Origin of the sequence: Rudaea sp., assembly GCF_036560865.1 — a bacterium.
Lineage (GTDB): Bacteria > Pseudomonadota > Gammaproteobacteria > Xanthomonadales > Rhodanobacteraceae > Rudaea.
In genome coordinates this window covers 23,265-46,913 of the sequence record NZ_DATBQK010000049.1, presented here as the reverse complement: position 1 = coordinate 46,913, position 23,649 = coordinate 23,265, and the positions used below count along the sequence as shown (strand labels likewise).

Annotated in this window: 20 protein-coding genes; 16 read left to right on the top strand and 4 right to left on the bottom strand. The window is 63.3% G+C overall.

Annotated elements, in window-relative coordinates; genetic code table 11:
- On the top strand, positions 1-934 hold a 934-nt coding region (locus VIE67_RS05820), incomplete at its 5' end, for a mitochondrial fission ELM1 family protein (protein WP_332024194.1).
- Here VIE67_RS05820 and glnE read toward each other — a convergent pair.
- The 4 genes from glnE to groES all read right to left on the bottom strand — a co-directional run bounded on the left by glnE (position 906) and on the right by groES (position 7,891).
- Positions 906-3,764, bottom strand: coding sequence for a bifunctional [glutamate--ammonia ligase]-adenylyl-L-tyrosine phosphorylase/[glutamate--ammonia-ligase] adenylyltransferase (gene glnE, locus VIE67_RS05815; RefSeq protein ID WP_332024192.1), 2,859 nt, complete (start codon positions 3,762-3,764; stop codon positions 906-908). The two genes, VIE67_RS05820 and glnE, sit on opposite strands and share 29 nt — an antisense overlap.
- Before the next feature lie 161 nt (positions 3,765-3,925).
- A complete protein-coding gene (locus VIE67_RS05810; protein WP_332024190.1) occupies positions 3,926-5,404 on the bottom strand; it encodes a S53 family peptidase in 1,479 nt (492 codons plus the stop codon).
- A 382-nt stretch (positions 5,405-5,786) separates the two neighbouring features.
- Positions 5,787-7,436, bottom strand: coding sequence for a chaperonin GroEL (gene groL / locus VIE67_RS05805; protein ID WP_332024188.1), 1,650 nt, complete (start codon positions 7,434-7,436; stop codon positions 5,787-5,789).
- Between the two features lie 164 nt (positions 7,437-7,600).
- Positions 7,601-7,891 carry a co-chaperone GroES gene (gene groES, locus VIE67_RS05800; protein WP_332024186.1) on the bottom strand — a complete coding sequence of 97 codons (291 nt, stop codon included), beginning with the start codon at positions 7,889-7,891 and terminating at the stop codon, positions 7,601-7,603.
- A gap of 233 nt (positions 7,892-8,124) precedes the next feature.
- Between groES and cutA the strand changes: the two genes are divergently transcribed.
- The 15 genes from cutA to purH all read left to right on the top strand — a co-directional run bounded on the left by cutA (position 8,125) and on the right by purH (position 23,619).
- Positions 8,125-8,451, top strand: a complete 327-nt coding sequence (gene cutA / locus VIE67_RS05795; protein WP_332024184.1) for a divalent-cation tolerance protein CutA — start codon at positions 8,125-8,127, stop codon at positions 8,449-8,451.
- Between the two features lie 105 nt (positions 8,452-8,556).
- A complete protein-coding gene (locus VIE67_RS05790) occupies positions 8,557-10,848 on the top strand; it encodes a protein-disulfide reductase DsbD (RefSeq protein ID WP_332024182.1) in 2,292 nt (763 codons plus the stop codon).
- Between the two features lie 75 nt (positions 10,849-10,923).
- Positions 10,924-11,682 (top strand): helix-turn-helix domain-containing protein, encoded by a 759-nt coding sequence (locus VIE67_RS05785; protein WP_332024180.1) that lies wholly within the window; start codon positions 10,924-10,926, stop codon positions 11,680-11,682.
- 148 nt (positions 11,683-11,830) lie between these two features.
- A complete protein-coding gene (locus VIE67_RS05780) occupies positions 11,831-13,087 on the top strand; it encodes an NnrS family protein (RefSeq protein ID WP_414707295.1) in 1,257 nt (418 codons plus the stop codon).
- Positions 13,088-13,209: 122 nt separating this feature from the next.
- A complete protein-coding gene (gene nirK, locus VIE67_RS05775) occupies positions 13,210-14,712 on the top strand; it encodes a copper-containing nitrite reductase (protein WP_332024179.1) in 1,503 nt (500 codons plus the stop codon).
- 18 nt (positions 14,713-14,730) lie between these two features.
- Positions 14,731-15,495 (top strand): formylglycine-generating enzyme family protein, encoded by a 765-nt coding sequence (locus VIE67_RS05770; RefSeq protein WP_332024177.1) that lies wholly within the window; start codon positions 14,731-14,733, stop codon positions 15,493-15,495.
- Between the two features lie 9 nt (positions 15,496-15,504).
- Positions 15,505-16,113, top strand: a complete 609-nt coding sequence (locus VIE67_RS05765; RefSeq protein WP_332024175.1) for an SCO family protein — start codon at positions 15,505-15,507, stop codon at positions 16,111-16,113.
- Between the two features lie 116 nt (positions 16,114-16,229).
- Positions 16,230-16,772 (top strand): TlpA family protein disulfide reductase, encoded by a 543-nt coding sequence (locus tag VIE67_RS05760; protein WP_332024173.1) that lies wholly within the window; start codon positions 16,230-16,232, stop codon positions 16,770-16,772.
- 137 nt (positions 16,773-16,909) lie between these two features.
- Entirely contained in the window at positions 16,910-17,392 is a 483-nt protein-coding gene (gene aroQ / locus VIE67_RS05755; RefSeq protein ID WP_332024171.1) for a type II 3-dehydroquinate dehydratase, read from the top strand.
- A 48-nt stretch (positions 17,393-17,440) separates the two neighbouring features.
- Complete coding sequence (gene accB / locus VIE67_RS05750; RefSeq protein WP_332024169.1) at positions 17,441-17,908, top strand: acetyl-CoA carboxylase biotin carboxyl carrier protein; 468 nt, start codon at positions 17,441-17,443, stop codon at positions 17,906-17,908.
- A gap of 12 nt (positions 17,909-17,920) precedes the next feature.
- Complete coding sequence (gene accC, locus VIE67_RS05745) at positions 17,921-19,288, top strand: acetyl-CoA carboxylase biotin carboxylase subunit (RefSeq protein ID WP_332024167.1); 1,368 nt, start codon at positions 17,921-17,923, stop codon at positions 19,286-19,288.
- Positions 19,289-19,521: 233 nt separating this feature from the next.
- Positions 19,522-20,532: a ribosomal protein L11 methyltransferase gene (locus VIE67_RS05740; protein ID WP_332024165.1), complete on the top strand. Its 1,011-nt coding sequence runs from the start codon at positions 19,522-19,524 to the stop codon at positions 20,530-20,532.
- A gap of 90 nt (positions 20,533-20,622) precedes the next feature.
- Entirely contained in the window at positions 20,623-21,411 is a 789-nt protein-coding gene (locus VIE67_RS05735; RefSeq protein ID WP_332024163.1) for a zinc-ribbon and DUF3426 domain-containing protein, read from the top strand.
- Positions 21,412-21,638: 227 nt separating this feature from the next.
- A complete protein-coding gene (locus tag VIE67_RS05730) occupies positions 21,639-21,929 on the top strand; it encodes a helix-turn-helix domain-containing protein (RefSeq protein WP_332024161.1) in 291 nt (96 codons plus the stop codon).
- 112 nt (positions 21,930-22,041) lie between these two features.
- On the top strand, positions 22,042-23,619 hold the full coding sequence (gene purH, locus VIE67_RS05725; protein WP_332024159.1) for a bifunctional phosphoribosylaminoimidazolecarboxamide formyltransferase/IMP cyclohydrolase: 1,578 nt from the start codon (positions 22,042-22,044) through the stop codon (positions 23,617-23,619).
- The last annotated feature ends 30 nt before the right edge of the window (positions 23,620-23,649 follow it).

Below are 23,649 nucleotides of genomic sequence, written 5' to 3'. Positions count from 1 at the left end.
TCTGACGCCGGCGGTGCATCGAATCCGCTTGCGCCCGCCATGGCGCTGGTTTGCGCCAAGTCTCGCCGCAGGCGCGCAACTGGCGCTGTCCGGCCGGCAACGGCGTACGCTGACTCAGCCTTGGCCGGCACTCGCGATCGGTTGCGGCCGTCATGCGGCGCTGGTCACGCGCGCACTGCGCCGCTGGAGCGGCGGCGCCACGTACACCGTGCAGATTCTCGATCCGCGCATCGACCCGGGTCACTTCGATCTGGTCGTCGCGCCGCGCCACGATGGACTGCAAGCGGCAAACGTGATCCAGACGCTCGGCGCGCTCAATCCGATCGACGACGCCTGGCTCGATCGCGCCGCGGAACAATTCGCCACCCTGTGCCAGTTGCCGCGACCGCGCACCGCGCTGCTGGTCGGCGGACCACGCCGCGGCCTCGCGCTCGATGACGCCTGGTTCAATGCGCTGATCGGCGAGATCGAGCGTCAGCGCGAACGCGATGGCGGCAGTCTCCTGATCACCGCGTCGCGGCGCACGCCGCAGGCATGGCGTACGCGTCTGCGCGCGGCGTTCCGCAACGGCTGTACCTGCGTCTGGGACGGCAGCGAGGATGGCACCAACCCGTATGCCGGCTATCTCGCCGTCGCCGACCGCATCGTGGTCACGCCCGATTCGGTGAACATGCTCAGCGAAGCCTGCGCGACCGGCGTACCGGTGTTCACTTCGCTGCCGCCGGCCGCACCGGCCAAACTCGCGGCGTTCCACGCCGAGCTCGTCGATCAGGGCTGGCTGCACGATATACATGTGGCCGATGTCGATATGAATCGGTCCACATTGCATCAGGTACCGCCGCTGCGCGAGATCGCCGCGGTCGCGAGCAAGGTCTGGCACCGCATCGAGGCGACGCGGCCTGACGTCAGCGTCGCGCTGGATCCGCCAGATTGAGGCCGAGCGACGCGGCGACATCGAGTACCGCTTGCGTGTGCTGCAGCAGCTGCGCATCGCGCTCGACCAGGCGTGGGCGCGCGTCGAGTGTGCAGGCGAGCCCGCGCGCGAGCAGCAGCGCGTGTGCATCGACCAAGTTGCGTGCCTGAGGCGCGTCGAGCACGCCGGCGCGCCGCGCTGCCGCGATCAGGCTCACGCTGTTGCCGCTGGCGAGCAGACCCGGATGCGCATGCGCATGGATCAGCACCAGCGCCTGCAGCAGGAACTCGATATCCAGCAGCGCGCCCTGGCCCTGCTTCAAATCCAGCAGCAGCGCGGTTGAGCGGTCGCGCTCGGCGCGCCAGCGCGCGCGCATTGCGCCAACCTGTTCGAACACCTCCGACGCGGCGCGTGGCTGTGCCAGTGTGGCGGCGCGCAGCGCGTTGAAGCGCGCCAGCGTGGCCGCATCGCCGGCGATCGGCCGCGCGCGCACCAGCGCCTGCTGCTCCCACACCCAGGCGCGCGCGCGCTGATACTCGGCGAACGCCTTCATGCTGACCACGAGCAGACCCTTGCCGCCGTCGGGACGCAGGCGCACGTCGACCTCGTACAAGCGCCCGGCCTGGGTCTGCGCACCGAGCCAGTGCACCACGCGCTGCGCGATGCGCGCGTAGTAGCGCATGCCGTCGAGCGGGCGTGCGCCGTCGCTCTCGTGCTGGGTGTATGCCTCATTGTATACAAATACCAGATCGAGGTCGGAAGCGAAGCCGAGTTCGGCACCGCCGAGGCTGCCGTAACCGATCACCGCCAGACCGGCATCGGCCGCATCGCCGGCGAGCTTGCCGTGCTGGCGCTGCGCGTCGCGCGCTGCGAGCGTGAGGATTGCCGCGACGATGAAGTCGGCGCAGACGCTGAGGCCGCGCGCCGTCGTCGTCGCATCGAGATGGCCGCTGCGATAGGCCAGGCCGACACGGAACGCGACGCTATTCTTCTCCTCCTGCAACACCACCAGGTGCGCTTCGGCATCGTCCGCAGGCGCGTTGGCCAGCCGCCGCCGCGTCTGCGCGAGCAGGGCCGCGCGATCGGGGGCGTCGGTATCCAGGCGCGCATCGAGCAGATCGTCGAGCAGCAGCGGATGCGCGATCACGCGCTCGGCGAGCAGGGCGCTGTCGGCGAACAGTGCGACCAAGCGCGCGCGTGCGGCGGGCTGCTCCTCGAGCAAGGCCAGGTAGGCCGAGCGCCGCACGACACTGTGGATCAGGCGCAGCAGGCGATCCAGGCACAGATCCGGCGCCGCGCTGCGCGCGGCTTCGTCGAGCAACGCGGGCAGCAGCGCATCGAGGCGCGCGCGGCCGCGTGCCGACATCGCGCGCACACCGGCGCTGCCGAGCAGGCCCACAACCTTGGCGTGCAAACCCGCCACGTCGGTATAACCCAACGCACCGAGCGTTTGCGCATCGCCACCGCCCGCGGCGACGCGCTGACAATACTCGACGGCCGCGCGCGTATCGCCGCGATCGGCCGACTGCAGCGGCGCCATGACCTCGGCGAAAATCGCGCTGACCTCGTCACGCGCGTGCGCGATGCCGGCTTCCAGCGCCGACGTGTCGGCATAGTCCAGGGTCGCCGCGAGGCGCGCGCGCGACAAGGCATCATCGGGTAATTCGTGCGTCTGTTCGTCGCGCAACATCTGCAGACGATTTTCCACGCGGCGCAGCAGACGGTAGGCCGCGCGCAGGCGCTTCGCATTCGCCGCGCCGATCACGCCCAATTGTTCGCACGCGGCCAGCGAAGGCAACAGGCCGAGCGCACGCAACGACGGCTCGCGGCCGCCGCGAATCAGTTGCAGCAACTGCACGATGAATTCGATTTCGCGGATGCCGCCGGCGCCGAGTTTCAAATTCTGCGCCAGATCCTTGCGTGCGACTTCGGCATCGATCAGCGTCTTCATCTCGCGCAGTCCGGCAAACGCGGTGTAATCGAGATAGCGCCGGTAGACAAACGGACGCAGCGCTTCGATCAGGCGTTTGCCGGCCACGAGATCGCCGGCAACCGGGCGCGCCTTGATCAAGGCATAGCGCTCCCAGTCGCGGCCCTCGCGCTGGTAGTACTGCTCCATTGCCGCGAACGACAACGCCACGCGCCCGGCGCTGCCAAATGGCCGCAGGCGCAGGTCGACGCGGTAGACATAACCGTCGGCGGTGATCTCGGCGAGCAGCTTGACCAGCAACTGGCCGAGGCGCGCAAAAAACGTTTCATTGGCGAGTGAACGCGCGCCGTCGCTCGCACCATTTTCCGGATAGGCGAAAATCAAGTCGATATCCGAGGAAAAATTGAGATCCGCGCCACCGAGCTTGCCCATGCCAAGCACGACCAAGCGCTGGGCGGCGCCCTCCGGCGCGCGCGGGGTGCCGAAGCGCTGCACCAGCAGTCGTTCGCCGAAATCCAGCGCGGCGACGAGACAGGATTCGGCCAGTGCGGTCGAACCGGCGAGCGTCTGCTCGACTGTGTCGAGACCGTTGACGTCGCGCCAGATCAGACGCACCGCTTCGCGCCGGCGATAGACGCGCAGCGCGCGCAATGCCGCGCCTTCGTCGGCGTTGAATCCAAGCACGAGTGCGCGGGCATCGGCATGCTGCGGATTGGCCATCAGGACCAGCCCTGCGGGAGCCAGAAGCTCGGGCTCGCGCTGGAAACTGTCCCAAGCGAAATCGCTGGCAAGCAGCACGCGCTGCACGTGCTCGGCGACACCCGCGTCGTCGTGCAAGGCGACACCCGCTTCGCGGCAGCGCTCGATCAGACGCGCGTAGCGGGCTGAGTCGAATCCAGTAAGGGCGGACGATGCAGGCATGCCGCATTTAACGACGAAACCGCGGGATAAAGGAATCTTTCCGCTTTCAACCGGGTTCGATACGGTAACGCGCAGCGGTTGATAGAAATGCACGTTCCGGAAAAAAATGAACCCCGCGCGAGGCGGGGTTCAGGTGTTGCGATGAACTACTGACTATCGACTTAGTGGGCCTGCTTGGTACCGGCAAATCCCTTCTTGCCGTTACCGTGCGGCTGGGAGGTCGCGATCGCCGACACGCCGTCGCCCGGCGAGGTGAGCGCGATCAGGCGACCGACGATGCCATCGACCTTGGGCGAACCCAGGCCCGTGGTTGCATCCCAGCCCAAGCCGGCGGCATAGCCGTCCACTTCAACGTCGGTGTTGGACGCATCGACTTCGAGCACCGAATTGTTGCCGCTGGTGATGTCGTGGAACGACGGCGCGTAGTTCGGCGGGGTTTGCCCGATCTGATAGAAGGCCTTGTTCAGATAACCTAGGCGATGACCCGCGACCTGATCGGCAATGGCCGTGATCGCGGCCCACTGCGGCGATCCGGCGCTGGTGCCGCCGAACAGATTCCACTGGCCCTGAAAGCGCGTGAGCACACCGTGGTAGATGGCGGCGTTATAGGCCACATCGGGAACTGCGCGCCCCTTGGTCTTCTTCACTTGGCTCTTCTGAAACGGCGGCGCATCGAATACGACGCTGAAACCACCGCCAGTCGATTCGCTCTCGACCAGATCGCAGGCGGCATCGGCACACAGCAGCTCGTTCCAGGCAATTTCATCCGAATAGGTTCCAGCGGCGGGGCTGGTGGCTGGATTGCAACCCAACGATGCAAGGCAGTAGTGAGCCGCGTGCAACTCCGTGCCACCGACGCCCGAAACCAGCGGATCGCTCGCCGGGTGCGAAGGTGCCAGCGTCCAGGAATTGCCGTCACAGGTTTGCTGCGAGGCGCCTTGATCGCCCGACGAGGCGAACAGGGTCATGCCCTTCTGCGTCGCCTGCGCGAACACGTTGTGCCAGGCGGTTACCGTAGCGGGGTCGAGGCAGCCCTCGTTCTCGCCGAAGCTCATCGAGATCACATCGCCGAGATTGTTGTCCACCGCATACTGAATTGCGCTGAGGATGTCGTTATCGGAACTGGACTTCGCCAGCACCAGCGCGACCTTGGCGCCCGGCGCGATGGCGTGCGCCCATTCGACATCGAGCGTGATCTCGCCCGCCCAGCCGCTATTCTGCGGCGGCACGCCGTCCGGCGTGTACTGGGTTAGGAACGCAGAGCTGGGAGGCAAACCGTAGAAATTCGAAAAATAATCGACCTGGGTGGTCAGCGCCGCATAGCGAAATGCGTCGATGATCACGATTGTCTGCCCGGTGCCGTCATAACCGGCGCTGATCAGATTGTCGACGCCATACGCGTGACGCATCTGATAGGGGTCGTAGCAAGCCTCGTCCGGCTCGAACAAGCCGACGTTGCACTGAAACAGACCGTAGGCCGGGGAGCCCGCGGCCATCGGCACCGCCTGCGGACCGATCAGGATCTGCGGGGAGACTCCGTGTGCTGGCGCGGCAGGCGTAGTGTTCCAGTTGACCGCCAGCGCACCGAGCGCGACGAGACCGACACAAGACGAAATTTTTGCGACCTTTCGTAGAAGCATATCGATAGTTCCCTGTTGAAGTTTGATGAGGTTGCTGAGCTCGGGAAGCGGAGCGCACACCGGAGTACGCCGCGAACCGTGTGGTTCACCGCTGGCCGTTTACAAAAACTTACCCACTTTCCAATTAAAAAACCCGTCGCGATTGCTCGCGACGGGCTACCCTCCCCCACAAGCCCTAGGGCTGTGTGGCGCGCATTAAATTACAACCACCGGATATTCGCACGTCGCGCCGCAGCAATTCATCGGCGTATGCCACAAAAAAGCCCCGCCGAAGCGGGGCTTTTTTTGATCTCACTCGGCAGAGGCCGGGGCGGCCTCCGCCTTCGCGTAGCCTGGGTTGAGCGGCGGCCGCGAAACCCAGGTTGATCGATCAGAAGATCGATCAAAAATCCATACCGCCGCCCATGCCGCCCATGCCACCGCCGCCGCCGCCGTGGTTGTGGCCGTCATCTTTCTTCGGCGCTTCGGCAACCATCGCTTCGGTCGTGATCATCAGGCCGGCGATCGACGCGGCGTTCTGCAGCGCGGTACGCGTGACCTTGGTCGGATCCAGAATGCCGAGCTCGACCATGTCGCCGTACTCACCGGTCTGCGCGTTGTAGCCATAATTGCCCTTGCCAGCGGCAACCTTGTTCAACACCACGCTGGGCTCTTCGCCCGCGTTGGCGACGATTTCGCGCAGCGGCGCTTCCATCGCGCGCTTGGCGATCAGGATGCCGTGGTTCTGGTCTTCGTTGTCGCCCTTGAGCTTCTTGATCGCCTCAAGCGCGCGCACGAGCGCAACACCGCCGCCCGGGACCACGCCTTCTTCCACCGCCGCACGCGTGGCGTGCAGGGCGTCTTCGACGCGCGCCTTCTTTTCCTTCATCTCGATCTCGGTCGATGCGCCGACCTTGATCACCGCAACGCCGCCGGCCAGCTTGGCCACGCGTTCCTGCAGTTTCTCGCGGTCGTAGTCGGACGAGGTTTCCTCGATCTGCGCCTTGACCTGGGCGATGCGCGATTCGATGTTCTTCGATTCGCCGGCGCCGTCGATGATGGTCGAATTTTCCTTGGTGATGACGATCTTCTTCGCACGGCCCAGATCCTTGATCGTGGCCTTCTCGAGCGACAGACCGACTTCCTCGGAAATCACCTGACCGCCGGTGAGAATCGCCATGTCTTCGAGCATCGCCTTGCGCCGATCGCCGAAGCCCGGCGCCTTGACCGCGCACACTTTGACGATGCCGCGGATCGTGTTGACGACGAGGGTCGCCAGCGCTTCGCCTTCGACTTCCTCGGCGACGAGGAGCAATGGCTTGCCAGCCTTGGCCACGGCTTCGAGTACAGGCAGCAACTCGCGTACGTTGGAGATTTTCTTGTCGTGCAGCAGGATGTACGGGTCTTCGAGTTCGACCTGCTGGCTCTGCTGGTTGTTGATGAAGTACGGCGACAGATAGCCGCGGTCGAACTGCATGCCTTCGACGACATCGAGCTCGTTGTCCAGACCCGAACCTTCCTCGACCGTGATCACGCCTTCCTTGCCGACCTTGTTCATCGCTTCGGCAATGATGTCGCCGATGTTGGCGTCGCCATTGGCGGAGATCGTGCCGACCTGGGCGATCGACTTGTTGTCGGCCGACGGCTTGGACAGGTTCTTCAGCTCGGCCACCGCGCCGATCACGGCCTTGTCGATGCCGCGCTTCAGATCCATCGGGTTCATGCCGGCCGCAACGGCCTTCATGCCTTCTCGGATCAGCGCCTGCGCGAGGACCGTGGCGGTGGTGGTGCCGTCGCCGGCGACGTCGGAGGTCTTGGAAGCGACTTCCTTGACCATCTGCGCGCCCATGTTCTCAAACTTGTCGGCCAGTTCGATCTCCTTGGCGACGGACACGCCGTCCTTGGTGATCGTCGGCGCGCCGAAGCTCTTTTCGAGCACGACATTGCGGCCTTTCGGACCCAGCGTCGCCTTGACGGCGTTCGCCAGCACATTCACGCCACGCAACATGCGTGCGCGCGCGTCTTCGGAAAAACGAATCTCTTTAGCTGCCATGATCTTGATTCCTCGAATTCTGTGTTTTGCTTTTTGATCGTCATCCCGGCGAAGGCCGGGATCCATTTTGACTTTGAGAGCCGAAGACCAAGATGGATTCCGGCTTGACCCGCTTCGCTGTTGAGAAGCGCTTCGCCGGTATGACGCCCGTATGGTTTGTTCAATTAGCCGTCGATAATCGCGACGAGGTCCTCTTCGCGCATGACGAGCAATTCCTCGCCATCGACCTTGACCTCGGTGCCGGAATACTTGCCGAACAGCACCTTGTCGCCGGCCTTGACTGCCAGCGCGCGTACGTTGCCGTTCTCGAGAATCTTGCCGGCGCCGACGGCGACGACTTCGCCCTTGATCGGCTTTTCGGTTGCGGTGTCGGGGATGACGATGCCGCCGGCCGACTTGGTTTCGGCCTCCAGGCGCTTGATGATCACGCGATCATGTAAGGGACGAAGCTTCATAGCGAATCCTCAAGTGATTGAAAAATAGGTAATTATCCGGATTGTTAGCACTCCGGTATGCTGAGTGCCAAGTTTAGCGACGAAACAAACCCAATGCAAAGGGCAGCGCCGACTGCGTTCTAGATGGGCGCGCCAACCCGGCTTTCAAGACAGATCACTCCTGGACTCACCGCAGCATTGCGCAAGATCGCTACAGCCAACTACGCTTGGGCGATTGCACGAGCGAGAACGTCGTGACCGTCCTGATCGTACTGTGCACCTGCCCCGACGACACTGTTGGTGAACGAATCGCCACGGCCTTGGTCGAAGAGCGTCTGGCTGCGTGCGTGAATCGTTTGCCCGGCGTGGCATCGACCTATCGCTGGCAAGGCAAGGTCTGCCGAGATAGCGAGCAACTGCTGCTGATCAAGACGACGTGCGAGCGCTTCGATGCGCTGCGCGAGCGCATCGTCGAGCTGCATCCCTACGAGTTGCCCGAGGTGATCGCGCTCGATATCACGACGGGGCTCGACCGTTATCTGGCCTGGGTAGTAGCGGAAACGCGACCGACGCCGGATTGAACCAATGATCGCGCTTTGCGAATCAACAACGCTGTGCCGGTAAGCAAACGCGGCCAGCGCCGGTCTTGATGCCACGGTCCCACCCAACTCTGCGACAATTCATCCATGAAATTTTTCTCCACCATCGCGCTCGCCCTGGCTGCCGGCTTTGCCTGCAACGTCGCCCACGCTGCCGAAGCGGATGATCTGCTCGCGGTAGACAAGGCCTTCGTCGTCGAAGCCCAGGCCGTGGATCGCAGCACCATCCGGCTCGACTGGAAGCTCGCCGAGCACTACTACCTGTATCGTGACCGCATCAAGGTGACGACGACCGATGCCGGTGTCACCCTCGCCGCGCACGATCTGCCCGCAGGCGAAAAGAAGCACGACGAGTATCTGGGCGATGTCGAGGTCTACCACAAGGATTTCTCCTCGACGCAGGCATTGACGGCACCGGCCGATCTTGCGCAGATCAATCTCGCCGTGCGCTTTCAGGGCTGCCATGAGGTCGATCCGAAGATCTGTTTCCCGCCGCATACGACGAAACTGACCGTTGCGCTGGGTGGCGCGGCAGCGACGGCGAAAACCGATGACAATCCCGTCGCGCAGGCACTCGCTGGGGGTGCTTCGACCTCGATCGCGGCCGCAGGCAATTCCGAGCCGCTGCCCGTCGAAAAGGCCTTTGTGTACGAGGCGATCGCGACGGGCCCGAACGAAATCCTCGCGCGCTTCACGATGCCGAAGGGTTATTACCTGTATCGCGACAAGACCCGGTTCAGCGCGACCGATGCGACGCTCGGCACGCCGCGCTGGCCGCCCGGCACGCTGCACAAGGACGAAAATTTCGGCGCCACGACAGTGTATTTCGATCAGGTCGAAATTCCGATTCCGGTCATGCGCAAAAACACGGCGGCGCAAACGCTGAGCCTCACCGCACATTTCCAGGGCTGCCTCGAGGGCAGCGTGTGCTATCCGTTGACGACGCGCGCGCTCGATGTGGCGCTGCCAGCGGGCGGCACGATCGACAGCGGTACGGCGAACGCCGCGCCGAGCGTGGGCGCAACATCGAATACTGCCGCGACGACCACCACCGCGAGCGCCGCATCCGAATCCGACGACAGCCAGTTCGCGCGCGCGCTCAACGGCTCGTTGTGGTTCACCTTCACCGTGTTCTTCCTCGCCGGCGTCGGTCTTGCGTTTACGCCCTGCGTGTTTCCGATGATTCCGATTCTTTCCGGCATCATCGCCGGCGCGGGCGAAAACCTCTCTACCCGGCGCGCAATCGTGCTTTCGCTCGTCTATGTGCTCGCGAGCGCGGTGATTTTCACCCTCGCCGGCGTCGTTGCGGGGCTGGCCGGCAAGAATCTGCAGGCCGCCTTTCAGACGCCATGGGTGCTGTGGTGTTTCGCCGGGCTGTTCGTGCTGCTCGCGCTGTCGATGTTCGGCTTCTATGAACTGCAATTGCCCAGTTCCTGGCAGAACAAACTCGCCGGCGTAAGCAACAAGCAGGCGAGCGGATCGCTGACCGGCGTTGCGGTGATGGGCGCGCTGTCGGCCTTGATTGTCGGGCCTTGCGTGACACCGCCGCTCGCCGTCGCGGTGCTCTATATCGCTCAGAAACACGATGCACTGCTCGGCGGCTTCGCACTGTTCACGCTCGCGCTCGGCATGGGTGCGCCGCTGGTTGTGTTCGGCGCCTCGGCCGGCCGCTTCCTGCCGCGCGCCGGCGCCTGGATGGATGCTGTCAAGGCCGTGTTCGGCGTGACCTTTCTCGGGCTCGCGATCTGGATGCTCTCGCGTATCCTCGACAGCGTCTGGATCATGCTGATGGTCGGCGCGCTCGCCGTCGCCAGTGCGGTGTATCTGGGTGCGCTGGAGCGACTGCCCGACGGATCGAGCGGCTGGCGCAAGCTGGCGAAGGCGCTCGGCGTCCTGCTGCTGATTCTCGGCGCGGCCGAACTGATCGGCACGGTTGCGGGATCGAACGATGTACTGCAGCCGCTGCGCGGCTTCGGCGCCGGCGTGGGGACGACGGCCGGCGCGCAGGCTCCGGCGCTGCCTTTTCGCCGGGTCAAATCGATCGCCGATGTCGAGCGCGAGGTCGCGGCGGCAAAAGCCGCGAACAAGCCGGCGATGTTCGACTTCTACGCCGACTGGTGCGTGTCGTGCAAGGAAATGGAGAAGTACACTTTTTCCAAAACCGAGGTGCACCACGCCCTCGCCGATTTCGTCCTGCTGCAGGCGGACGTGACTGCCAACGACGATGTCGATCAGGCGCTGATGCAGCACTACAACATCGTCGCGCCGCCGGATACCCTGTTCTTCGGCACGGATGGCAGCGAAAGACGCGCGCTGCGTCTGACCGGCCAGGAAGATGCGGACAAATTCCTGCGCCGCATTGCCACGGCCGTGAAATAGTTCAGGAGTTCGGCAATCGCGGTTGATCTTCGCATCAAGACAAACCCGCCGCTCCGCGTCGGGCGGAGCAAGACGATGAACGAGCCCGTGTTTTTCGGCAAGCTGCCGTCTGCAAACCCGATCGCCGACGACGGTGACGATTTGCATTTCTGCTCCACTTGCGCGTTCGCCCCGGTGTGTCTGCCGGAGGGGGTCGACAAGCATGCATTGCGCGAGTTGCACATGCTGGTGGAGCATGTCGGGCCATTCCGCACTGGCGAGGCGATTTTCCGCACCGGAGATCGGTTCGCGGCGATTTACGCCGTGCGCGGCGGAACGGTGCAGACGCGCCTCGTCGATGACGCAGGACGTGAGCAAGTGCTCGGATTTCACCTGCCGGGTGAGGTAATCGGTCTGAACGCGATACATCCGGAAATATATCCCTGCGATGCGATCGCAATCGAATCGACCTATGTCTGCCGTTTTTCGTTTCCGGCGCTGGCTATCCTCGCAGCGAAGGTTCCGCGCGTTCAACAACAATTGTTCAGGCTGCTCAGCGCGGATATCGGCAAAGCCACGCAATTGGCTGGCGATCATTCGGCGGACGAACGTCTGGCAGCCTTTCTGCTTGATCTCGCCGACCGCTATGCCGCACGCGGTTTCTCCGACCGGCGTTTCCACCTGACAATGACCCGCGTCGACATCGCAAATTACCTGCGTTTCGCGGCTGAAACCGTCAGCCGCGTGTTGCGCCGCTTTCAGGATCGGCAACTGGTGCTGATCACGGGCCGCGAGGTGGAACTCCTCGACTTGTCTGCGCTGCGCCGACTCGCGCGCAACATTTCGCGGCGGTAAGCGCTGCTGCTCACTTGACCTGGGTCAGGGCGCAAACCGCTCACCTCCGCTACCATCCGACCATCCGAAGGCTGGGAGTGGATTATGTGCGGGTTCGTATTGTTGCGGGGACCGCGAGGCGGTGCCGATGCAGAGGGGGCGCCGGTTAGTGGCTGAGTATGTGATTCCGGCACCGCGAATCGCAGACAAGCCGGGTTTGGCGGATTTGCCGAAAATCCTCGCGGCTGCGCCGCACCGCATGATGTTCTTCGCCGGCGCATCGGCCGTCTTGCTATCGATGTTGTGGTGGGCATGCTTTCTCGGCGCCGGCTATTTCGGCCACGCGTTTCCCGCTGCACCGGTGCCGGCGGGCTGGGCGCACGCGGTGCTGACCCAGTACGGCATGTTGCCGTTGTTTATTTTTGGATTTCTGCTCACCGTGTTTCCGCGCTGGATGGGTCAGCCGGCGTTGACGAAACGTCATTATGTCCCCGTGTTCGCCGGCATGTTCGGTGGCTATCTGCTGGCACATATCGGCCTGCTCGATTTGAAACCGCTGCTGATCGTCGGGCTTGCAATGATGTGCGCCGGCTGGATTTACGCATTGACCGCACTCGGCGGAATACTGCTGCGCAATGGCGCGAAGGATCGGCATGCATTGTCGTGCTATGTCGCGTTGTTGCTTGGCGTCTGCGGCCTCGCCGCGTTTCTCGCCTTCGTGCTCGGCGCGCCGCCGCAACTGGCGACCGTTGCGATCAAGCTCGGCACGTTCGGGCTGCTCTTGCCGGTCTACTTCACCGTCGGCCATCGCATGATTCCTTTTTTCAGCGCAAGCGTCCTCGGCGCGGGCTATCGCCCGTTCAAACCCAGTTGGAGCCTGCCCCTGCTGTGGGCGCTGCTGCTCGGCCATCTGGTTCTGGAATTGACGCACAACCTGGATTGGCTGTGGCTCACCGATACGTCGCTGGCCCTGCTGTTCCTGCGCCACTGGCTGGCTTGGCAGCCGTGGAAATGCATGCGGCCGGGCCTGCTGGCGGCCTTGTACCTCGCGTTCGCGTGGCTGCCGGTCGCATTCGCACTGTTCGCGGTGCAAAGTTTGATTCTGCATTTCAGCGGCGAATTCGTCCTCGGCCGCGCGCCGGTGCATGCGCTCACGATCGGTTTCTTCGGCTCGATGCTCGTGGCAATGGTCACGCGCGTGACCCAGGGCCACTCCGGCCGACCGCTGCAGATGGGCGCCATCCCATGGTTGACGTTCGCGTTGCTGCAACTCGTCGCGCTGACGCGCATTTACTCCGAGGTCGCGACCAACATGGCGTTGTGGCAGGTCATTGCCGCCTTCGGCTGGCTGATCGCGTTCACCCCGTGGGTACTGCGCTCGCTCTGGATCTACCTCACGCCGCGTATTGACAGGCAGCCGGGCTAGGTGTCGCCACTGGCAAGGCTGGTTCGCGATGCTCAAGTTCTTGATCTGGATCATTGCGAGCGTCATTTGATTATTCGAGAATCATTGCTCTGTCATCGAATCAAGCCGCTCGAGGAAGTGCCATGAACCGACTGCTGCTTGCGCTAACCGTCCTCGTGTTGGCAAGCATGGATTGTCCCAATGCGAGCGCTGCCGGCACATCGGCGGCCTCCATGGAGAAAAACAATTACGTCCATGGCGACTTCGGCCGCCCACGCGGCGAAACGATCCACGCGGTGCTGACGAGCCCACCGAACGTACCGCCACCAACCCATCGCAACTATCCGGCCAAGGTCATCATGGAACTGGAAGTGATCGAGAAGGAACTGCCGATCTCCGAAGGCGTTACGTATACATTCTGGACGTTCGGAGGTACGGTGCCCGGAAAATTCATCCGCGTGCGCCAAGGCGACACGGTGGAGGTGCACCTCAGAAACAACCCGCACAACAAGATGCCGCATAACATCGATATGCATGGCGTCACGGGTCCCGGAGGCGGCGCGGCATCGAGCTTCACCGCGCCGGGCCATGAGTCGCAGTTCACCTTCAAGGCCCTGAATGAGGGCATCTACGTCTACCACTGCGCAACCGCGCCGGTCGGCATGCACATCGCAAATGGCATGTATGGACTGATGCTCGTCGAACCACCGGCGGGACTGCCGCAAGTCGATCGCGAGTACTACGTGATGCAGGGCGATTTTTACACGACGGGGAAATACCGCGAGAAGGGTCTGCAACCGTTCGACATGGAAAAAGCGATCGACGAGCGTCCGACCTACGTACTGTTCAACGGCGCCGAAGGCGCATTGACAGGCGACAAGGCACTGGCCGCCAAGGTCGGAGAGATCGTGCGTATCTACGTCGGCAACGGCGGACCAAATCTGGTATCGAGTTTCCATATCATCGGAGAAATCTTCGACCGCGTGCAGCAGGAAGGCGGCACGCATCCGCAGGAAAATGTGCAGACCACCCTGATTCCCGCGGGCGGGGCTGCGATCGTGCAATTCCATACCGAAGTACCGGGCAGCTATGTCATGGTCGACCACTCGATCTTCCGCGCCTTCAACAAAGGCGCATTGGCGATCCTGAAAGTCGATGGGCCGGAAAAAAAGACGATCTATTCCGGCAAGGAAATCGACTCGGTGTATCTGGGCGATCGCTCGGAGGCGAATCTGGCCGCGGTGACGCACGCAACGAACGCCGCCACCGCCGGCAATCTGAGCAAGGAAGACCAGATCAAGGCTGGCCAGCAATTGTTCACCGGCACCTGCTCGGTCTGTCATCAGACCACCGGCGAGGGTCTGCCTGGAGTATTTCCGCCACTGGCCAAGTCCAGCGTTATCGCCGCGGACCCGAAACGGGCGATCCAGATCCTGCTGCACGGACTCACCGGCAAAATCGTTGTCAACGACAAGGAATACAACTCGGTCATGCCGCCGATGGCCCAGCTCAACGATGACGAGATTGCCAACATCATCACTTTCGTACTCAATAGTTGGGGCAACCCCGGTGGTCGCGTGTCGACAGATGAGGTAAGCAAAGCGCGCGCCGCGCCAGTTCCATCGCCCACGCCTGCAGAACATTGAACTTGCGGCAGTAGATACATGTTGCGTTTTCTCATCGCGCATGCCTTCGCCGCGGCCGCCGCATCGGCGTTCGCAGCCGACTACGTCGCGCTGCCCGGTGGTTCGTTCGCCAGTGTGCTGCCGGCCGACGCCAAGGACGCGGATGTCGTCGTCGCGCCGTTCCGCTTGCGTCGCGAACCGGTGACCAATGCGGAGTTTCTTGCCTTCACAACGACACATCCCGATTGGCGCCGCGACGGGATCGCACGCGTTTTTGCCGAGCCGCGTTATCTTTCGCAGTGGCAATCCGCCGATACGCCGGGCGCAAACGCGCCACCCAGCCAGCCGGTCACCCAGGTGAGTTGGTTCGCCGCCCAGGCATTCTGCGAGAGTGAGAGCGCGCGCCTGCCGACGTGGAGCGAATGGGAGTTTGCCGCAGCCGCCGATGCGACACGCGCCGACGCACGCAACGATCCGGCCTGGCGCGAATCCATTCTGTCGTGGTACGCGCGGCCGTCCAACGGCGCCCTGGGGAATATCGGCGGCGCAGCGAATGTCTACGGCGTCCGCGATCTGCACGGCCTGGTCTGGGAATGGGTCGACGACTTCAACGCCCTTATGGTGGCCAGCGACAGTCGCGATCAGAACGATCCGGACCGGCTCAAATTCTGTGGTGCGGGTGCCTTGAATCTGCGTGATCGGGACAACTACGCGGTCCTGATGCGGGTAGCAATGCTCAGCTCGCTCAAGGCCGCCGACACGACCATCAATCTGGGCTTCCGCTGTGCCAAGCCCGCCGACTGAGGAAGCATAGTGAACCCATTGTTCAAATGTGCGCGTGGGTTGCTGCCTGCACTGCTGTTGATCCTGCCAGCCGCGATATCGGCGAGGGCGGCCGAACTGCCTGGCGAATCGATCTATCGATTGCCGGTCACACTGGTGGATCAGGATGGCCGCGAATTCCGGCTCGGTGATCGCCGCGGCGGCCCGCAACTCGTGAGCATGTTCTACACGTCTTGCCAGTACGCATGCCCGCTAATCATCGAGACGTTGAAGAAGACCCAGCGCGCGTTGAGGTCAACCAACAGCTCGCCGCCTCAGGTATTGCTCGTCAGCCTGGATCCGGAGCGCGATACGCCTGCGCGATTAAAGCAGGTGTATGCCGAACGCAAGCTTGATTCCTCCAGTTGGACCCTCGCCCGCACGGACCCAGCAAATGTGCGCAAACTGGCGGCGGTGCTCGACATTCAATATCGCGTGCTCGCCAACCACGACATCAATCACTCCACCGCCCTGGTGCTGCTCGATGCCGACGGGCGCATGGTTGCGCGCACGGATAAAATTGGCGACGTCGACCCCGGCTTTGTGGCAGCCGTGCGCCAGGTACTGGTGTCGCGGACGATTCAAAAAGGATCACGTTAACGCGCGAAATTGGTCGAGGAAGTTTGCCGTGCGCGCATAGCCCGGCTGCGCGTTGGAAAAATAGCGGTGTTTGGCCACTTTTTTGACAGCAAAGCCTTGAGGCCTAAACTAGCCTCATGTTCACCCGCAGCAACCTTCTGATCGTGCTGGTCGCCATCGTCGGCGCCATGCTCGGTCTTCTCGCCTCGAGCCGCATGGACAACTTCGCCGTACCCGTGCCACCCGGCGTCGAGGTGCTCAAGCTCGGCGACACGCGCCTCGATCTCGAACTCACCGACGTCAGCGGCAAACCGCGGCACCTGAGTGAATTTGACGGCAAACTCGTGCTGGTGAATTTCTGGGCGAGCTGGTGCGGTCCCTGCCGCGAGGAGATGCCCCTGCTCGACGCGACGCGCGCGAAACTGGCCGGCAAGGACCTCGAAGTCGTCGGCATCGCGATCGACGACACCCGCGCCGTGCAGGATTTTCTCAAGGACAGCCCGGTGCACTACCCGATCCTGATCAGCAATGAAGACGACGATGCGTCGCTGCGCTTCGGCGACACGCGCAGCGTGCTGCCTTACAGCGTGCTGATCGGCCGCGACGGCAAACTGCTCGCCCAACGCGCCGGCAATTTCAGCCAAAGCAGTCTGGCGCGCTGGCTTGAGCCGTATTTGTAGCGGATTCTGGCAAACATCGGCCAACTCCGGCGATTGTGCAAATAACTCTCCAGATAGCGCCGGGCTGGACAAAGCCACGCTGCACGCGCAAACTTCCGCGCCTTGACCGGGCTTGATGCCCGCTTGGCCTTCGTTCCGTGGCGAAAATCCTTGTCCTGCATGGCCCGAATCTGAACCTGCTCGGCACGCGCGAGCCGGAGATCTACGGCACGGCGACTCTGCCCGGCATCGAAGCGGAGCTGGTCAAGCTCGCAATAGCCGCCGGGCACGAGCTGAGTGGATTCCAGTCCAACGCCGAACATGCGCTGATCGATCGCGTCCACAAGGCGCGCGACGACGGTACGGCCTTCATCCTGATCAATCCCGGTGCGTTCACGCACACCAGCATCGCGCTGCGCGACGCGCTGGCTGCGGTCAAGATTTCGTTCATCGAACTGCACCTGTCGAACGTGCATGCACGCGAACCGTTCCGCCGTCATTCGTATCTTTCCGATATCGCGGTCGGCGTGATTGCGGGGTTCGGCCCGGCCAGCTATCGCCTTGCGCTGACCGCGGCGATCGAACGCCTCGGTCGCGGCGCAAGTGCCGTGCGCTCCAAAGCCAAGCAGCGCACGCGCTGATACCGATTTTGCATTGCGATCCGGCGACTTGCCGGGCGAAGGAAAGTTATGGACTTGCGCAAAATAAAAAAACTGATCGATATCCTCGAAGAATCCAATCTCGCCGAGCTTGAAATCAAGGAAGGCGAGGAATCGGTGCGCTTGAGCCGTATCCCGAAAGGTCTGGCCAGCCCTGCTGCTGCGCCTGCGCCGACGACGCATGTCCAGGTTCCGGCGCACGCGGCGCACGCCGCTGCGTTGACCAGCGCGCCCGCGCCCGCAGCCGGCAAGGAGCAGCCCCCGGGGCATGTTCTGCGCTCACCGATGGTGGGCACGTTCTACGCCTCCTCGACTCCGGAAAATCCGCCGTTCGTGAAAGTGGGTCAGAGCGTCAAGGTCGGCGATACGCTCGGCATCATCGAAGCGATGAAGATGTTCAACCAGATCGAAGCCGACGTCGCCGGCACCATCGTCGCCGTGCTCGCCACCAGCGGTCAACCGGTCGAGTTCGACGAACCGCTGTTCGTGATCGGCTGACGCTGCGTGCCGATGCTCGATAAAGTCGTCATCGCCAACCGCGGCGAAATCGCATTGCGCGTGCTGCGTGCTTGCCACACGCTCGGCATCAAGACCGTCGCCGTGCACTCCACCGTCGACCGCAACCTCAAGCATGTCGGCATGGCCGATGAATCGGTGTGCATCGGCCCGGCGGCGGCGGCGGAAAGTTATCTGTCGACGCCGGCGATCATCGCTGCGGCCGAGGTCACCGACGCGCAGGCGATTCATCCCGGTTACGGCTTTCTCTCGGAGAACGCGGATTTCGCCGAGCGTGTCGAGCAATCCGGTTTCATCTTCATCGGCCCGACCCCGAGCGTGATTCGCCTGATGGGCGACAAGGTCGAGGCGATCAAGGCGATGAAAGCCGCGGGCGTGCCCTGCGTGCCGGGTTCGGGCGGTCCCTTGCGCGACGATCCGGTCGAGAACGGCCGCATTGCACGCGAGATCGGCTACCCCGTCATCATCAAAGCCTCCGGCGGCGGTGGTGGGCGCGGCATGCGCGTGGTGCACACCGAGGCGCATCTGGCCAACGCGGTGACGATGACCCGCTCCGAAGCCAAGGCCGCGTTCAACAACGATCAGGTGTACATGGAGAAGTACCTAGAAAATCCGCGCCACGTGGAAATCCAGGTGCTGGCCGACGGCCAAGGCAGCGCGATCCATCTGGGCGAACGCGATTGCTCGATGCAGCGCCGCCATCAGAAAGTCGTCGAGGAAGCGCCCGCTCCAGGCATCACCGACGAACAGCGCGCACAGATCGGCGCCGTGTGCGTCGAGGCTTGCCTGCGCATCGGCTATCGCGGCGCGGGCACGTTCGAGTTCCTCTACGAGAACGGCAAGTTCTACTTCATCGAAATGAATACGCGCATCCAGGTCGAACATCCGGTGACCGAGATGATCACCGGCGTCGATCTGGTGCGCGAGCAGCTGCTGATCGCCGGCGGCGAAAAGCTTTCGATCCGCCAGGAGGACGTGAAGATCTCGGGACATGCGATCGAATGCCGCATCAATGCCGAGGATCCGGACACGTTCATGCCCTCGCCCGGTACGGTCAAACGTTTTCTCGCGGCGGGCGGTCCCGGCGTGCGCGTGGACACGCATATCTACGACGGCTACCGCATTCCGCCGAACTACGATTCGATGATCGGCAAACTCATCGTGCACGGCCGCGACCGCGACACCGCGATCGCGCGCATGCGCATCGCGCTCGGCGAACTGGTGATCGACGGCGTGAAGACGAATATCCCGCTGCAGCAGCGCATCCTCGCCGACGGCGGCTTCCATCTTGGCGGGCAGAATATTCATTATCTGGAAAAGCGCATCGCCGAGACGAAGGACAAGGCAATCGGGCTGGCTTAAGAAACGGGCAGACGGGGAGACGGACAGACGAGCAGACGGAGACGCAGGCTATTCTTCAGTTCGCATGCCCATTACGCAGCCCGGCCCTTCTGACTTGACCTCCCGTCTTTCGTCTTCCCGTCTTCCCGTCTTCCCGTCTTCCCGTCTTCCCGTCTTCCCGTCTTCCCGTCTTCCCGTCTTCCCGTCTTCCCGTCTATCCGTCTCCCCGTCTCCCCGTCTTCCCATCTCCCATCATGTCCTGGCTAGAACTCTCGCTGACCCTGCACGCCGGACAGCAGGCGCTCGTCGAATCCGCGCTCGAAGACTTGGGTGCGCTGTCGATCACCTTGCGCGATGCCGATGCGGACACGCCCGACGAGCGTGCGATCTTCGAGCCCGGCGTCGGCGAACTGCCGCTGTGGAACGAGATCGTCGTGCAGGCGCTGTTCGCGAGCGACGCCGACCGCGCTGGCCTCGTGCATGCGCTGCACGATTTCGTGCCCGAACTCGCGCCTGAGCGTATCGCCTTCCGCGAAGTCGAGGATCAGGACTGGACGCGGGTCTGGATGGATCAGTTCCGGCCGATGCGCTTCGGCGAACGTCTGTGGATCTATCCGAGCAGCGCATGGACGCCATCAAATGATGCGGTCGCGCGCGACGATCACTCTCCCTCCTCTGCGCCAGCGGGGGAGGGCAAGGGCTGGGGGCAGGCGGATGATGTCGGCGACACAGACAAGATCATCGTGCGCCTCGATCCCGGTCTCGCGTTCGGCACCGGCACGCATCCGACAACGGCACTTTGTCTTGAATGGCTCGACGCGATTTCCCGCTTCGACAAGGCTGCATTCGCCCGCCAGACGGTAATCGACTTCGGCTGCGGCTCGGGTGTGCTCGCGATCGCCGCGTTGAAGCTGGGCGCCGCGCGTGCGATCGGCGTGGACAACGACGCGCAGGCGCTCGACGCGAGCCGGGTCAATGCCGAGCGCAACGGCGTAAGCGAAAAAGTGGATTTGTATCTTCCCGAGCACTTTCCGCCGATGCAGGAAGACATCCTGATTGCGAATATTCTGGCCGGCCCACTTGCCGATCTCGCCGCGCTATTCGCCGGGTGCGTGCGCGGCGGCGGCTCGCTTGCGCTATCGGGCATCCTGCAAGGCCAGGAAACCGAACTGCTTGCATGCTACGCGCAATGGTTTGACGATCTGCGAGTTGCCGTGCGCGACGGTTGGGTGCGCGTCACGGGAAAAAGAAGGGCTGAGGGCTGAGGGCCAGGAGCAAGGCGCGATGCTGCAGAGACACCGCTGTTGATCCTCGGCCCTCAGCCCTCAGCCCTCGCTCTTAAGTACAATTGCCGCATGTACACCCAATGCCCCGAGTGTCTGACGATCTACAAGATCTCGCCGCAGGTGCTCGCGCACGGGCGCGGCAGCGTGGCCTGCGGTCACTGCACGGCCGTGTTCGACGCGCTGCGCACCTTGACCGGACACCAGCCGCACGAAGCCACGGAGCAACTCGCCGTACAGTCCGCCAGCGCCGAGCTGCCGCTGCTGTCAACGCCGATATTGCGTCCGCAGATGCAAGGCGATTTGCTGGGCGATGACGCGTCCGTAATGGCGCTTGCGCCGCGCGCAGTGCCCGCGCCGGAATTTGCGCGCGCGCGCAAGATCGCACCGGGATCGCGAACCTGGCCGTGGCTGACCGCGATCGCCGCACTGGTCACCCTGCTGCTCGCGCAGATCGCTTACGCCGAGCGCCACGAACTGCTGCGCAGCGCATCCGTGCGGCCGTGGCTGGAACGCGTCTGCGCCGGTCTCGGCTGCACCCTGCCGCTGGCGCACGATACCGAAGCGCTGTCGTTGCTTTCGCGCGACGTGCGCCAGCATCCGTCGGTACCCAACGCGCTGATCATCTCGGCGATGCTGCGCAACGACGCCCGCGTTACGCAGGCGTTTCCGGTCGTCGAGATCACCCTGGCCGATGTGGACGAACGGCGCATTGCGATGCGCCGTTTCGTGCCGACCGAATATGTCGGCGACACGCGCACGATCGCCGGCGGTCTGCCACCGGGTGCGACCACCGCCCTGGTGTTCGAAGTCGCCGACCCGGGCAAGAACGCGGTGGCGTTCGAATTCAAATTCCTCTGAGCGTTGGACAACGCCTACGCCTGCATCACAGTCACGCGCTGATCGGCAGTTTTCGTGCCAAGCGTCGATGCCGCGCGTGCAATTTCCGCCGGCGTGCGTTGCATTGTCGAATCATGCAAAAAAAATACTTATCAAGCGCGGCGCGCAGCGCTAGACTACAAGGCCGCTTTGTCGTTGCCAGAGCCGCGGGCTCACAGGGAAGCAATATCCAAGGGGTCGTCCGCATCATGAACGCCGCACTCGCCGCGCGCGCCATCGAATCATCCGAATCTGCCATGCAGCCCGCGGTGCGCGAGTGCGTCGCGCGGGCGGTACGCCGCTATCTGCACGACATGAACGGCGAGACGCCAGAAGGCCTGTACGATCTGGTGCTGCAGGAAGTCGAAGCGCCGCTGTTGCGCGAAGTGCTGCACTGGGCGGGCGGCAACCAGAGCAAGGCCGCAGTCGCGCTCGGCATCAATCGAGCGACCTTGCGCAAGAAGCTCGCCGCGCATCCGCAGCTTTGCGATCATCCCTGATCGCGAGAGTCAAAAAGCGGCCGTCCTTGGCCGCACTTCTCAATTTTTTGCAAGCGACGCCTCACTTCGCACCAAGCCGATATAATTCCGGCCTGCATCCGCGGGAATTTCCATGTCCGATCCATCCCTCGTACCGATCCGGCGCGCGCTGCTCAGCGTCTCCGACAAGACCGGTTTGATCGAGCTGGCGCGCGCCTTGCGCGCGCGCGGCGCCGAGCTGATTTCCACCGGCGGCACGGCGAAGGCGTTGCGCGACGCGGGTCTCGATGTGACCGAGGTGAGCCAGATCACCGGCTTTCCGGAAATCATGGACGGCCGCGTCAAGACTTTGCATCCGAAAATCCACGGCGGCCTGCTCGGCCGCGCGGGCGTCGATGCAGCGGTGATGGCCCAACATGACATCGCGCCGATCGATCTACTGGTGATCAATCTGTATCCGTTTGAGAAAGTCATCGCGGATGCGCGGCATACGTTGAGCGAAGCGATCGAGAATATCGATATCGGCGGCCCGGCGATGCTGCGTTCGGCGGCAAAGAATTATGCGCGCGTCGCGGTGCTGACCGATCCGGCGCAATACGCAGCCGCACTCGCCGAGTTTGAAGCGCATGCAGGCGCCTTGTCGGCGGCAACGCGTTTCGCGCTGGCCGTCGCCGCGTTCAATCGCGTCGCGCAATACGCTGCATGTATCAGCAATTATCTGTCGTCCGTCCAGGCCGACGGCACCCACGCCGCGTTCCCCGCGCAGCAGAACAGCAACTTCATCAAGGTGATGGATCTACGCTACGGCGAAAACCCGCATCAGCAGGCCGCGTTCTATCGCGACCTGTGGCCCGTGCCGGGTACGCTGGCGACATTCACGCAATTGCAGGGCAAGGAACTGTCGTACAACAATCTTGCCGATGCCGACGCCGCCTGGGAATGCGTGCGCCAGTTCGGCGACAGCGCGGCCTGCGTAATCGTCAAACACGCCAATCCCTGCGGCGTGGCGGTCGCCGCCGATATCCACGCGGCTTACGAGGCCGCTTACGCGACCGACCCGACATCGGCCTTCGGCGGCATCATCGCCTTCAACCGGGCGCTCGATGCGACCACAGCAAAAAGCATACTCGAACGCCAGTTCGTCGAAGTGCTGATCGCGCCGGACTTCGCCGGCGATGCGCTTGCGGCGTGCGCGAAAAAAGCGAACGTGCGCGTGCTGAAAATTCCGCATGGCGATGGGCGCAACAATATCGATGTCAAGCGCGTCGGCTCGGGCCTGCTGATGCAAACCGCCGATATGCGCGAGGTGACGCGTGAGGAATTGAAGGTTGTCAGCAAGCGCGAGCCGGGCGGCGCCGAACTCGACGACCTGCTGTTCGCCTGGCGCGTGGCCAAGTTCGTCAAATCCAATGCGATCGTTTACGCGAAGGATAAGCGCACGCTCGGCATCGGTGCCGGTCAGATGAGCCGTGTGATCAGCGCGCGGATCGCCGCGCTCAAAGCCGAGGAGGCAAAACTCGTCGTGCGCGACAGCGTGATGGCGTCGGATGCGTTTTTCCCGTTCCGCGACGGTATCGATGCGGCCGTCGCGGTGGGCATTCGCGCGGTGATCCAGCCGGGTGGTTCGATGCGCGACAGCGAGGTGATAGCGGCTGCGGACGAGCATGATATCGCGATGGTGTTTACCGGCATCCGGCATTTTCGTCATTGAGGTATGAAGATCAGGGCTGAGGGCCCAGGG

Excerpts from the sequence above, each read along its gene's own strand:
- glnE (WP_332024192.1), bottom strand. The coding sequence starts at position 3,764 with ATGCCTGCATCGTCCGCCCTTACTGGATTCGACTCAGCCCGCTACGCG.
- VIE67_RS05810 (WP_332024190.1), bottom strand. The coding sequence starts at position 5,404 with ATGCTTCTACGAAAGGTCGCAAAAATTTCGTCTTGTGTCGGTCTCGTC.
- groL (WP_332024188.1), bottom strand. The coding sequence starts at position 7,436 with ATGGCAGCTAAAGAGATTCGTTTTTCCGAAGACGCGCGCGCACGCATG.
- groES (WP_332024186.1), bottom strand. The coding sequence starts at position 7,891 with ATGAAGCTTCGTCCCTTACATGATCGCGTGATCATCAAGCGCCTGGAG.
- VIE67_RS05790 (WP_332024182.1), top strand. The coding sequence starts at position 8,557 with ATGAAATTTTTCTCCACCATCGCGCTCGCCCTGGCTGCCGGCTTTGCC.
- VIE67_RS05785 (WP_332024180.1), top strand. The coding sequence starts at position 10,924 with ATGAACGAGCCCGTGTTTTTCGGCAAGCTGCCGTCTGCAAACCCGATC.
- nirK (WP_332024179.1), top strand. The coding sequence starts at position 13,210 with ATGAACCGACTGCTGCTTGCGCTAACCGTCCTCGTGTTGGCAAGCATG.
- VIE67_RS05770 (WP_332024177.1), top strand. The coding sequence starts at position 14,731 with ATGTTGCGTTTTCTCATCGCGCATGCCTTCGCCGCGGCCGCCGCATCG.
- VIE67_RS05760 (WP_332024173.1), top strand. The coding sequence starts at position 16,230 with ATGTTCACCCGCAGCAACCTTCTGATCGTGCTGGTCGCCATCGTCGGC.
- accB (WP_332024169.1), top strand. The coding sequence starts at position 17,441 with ATGGACTTGCGCAAAATAAAAAAACTGATCGATATCCTCGAAGAATCC.
- accC (WP_332024167.1), top strand. The coding sequence starts at position 17,921 with ATGCTCGATAAAGTCGTCATCGCCAACCGCGGCGAAATCGCATTGCGC.
- VIE67_RS05740 (WP_332024165.1), top strand. The coding sequence starts at position 19,522 with ATGTCCTGGCTAGAACTCTCGCTGACCCTGCACGCCGGACAGCAGGCG.
- VIE67_RS05735 (WP_332024163.1), top strand. The coding sequence starts at position 20,623 with ATGTACACCCAATGCCCCGAGTGTCTGACGATCTACAAGATCTCGCCG.
- VIE67_RS05730 (WP_332024161.1), top strand. The coding sequence starts at position 21,639 with ATGAACGCCGCACTCGCCGCGCGCGCCATCGAATCATCCGAATCTGCC.
- purH (WP_332024159.1), top strand. The coding sequence starts at position 22,042 with ATGTCCGATCCATCCCTCGTACCGATCCGGCGCGCGCTGCTCAGCGTC.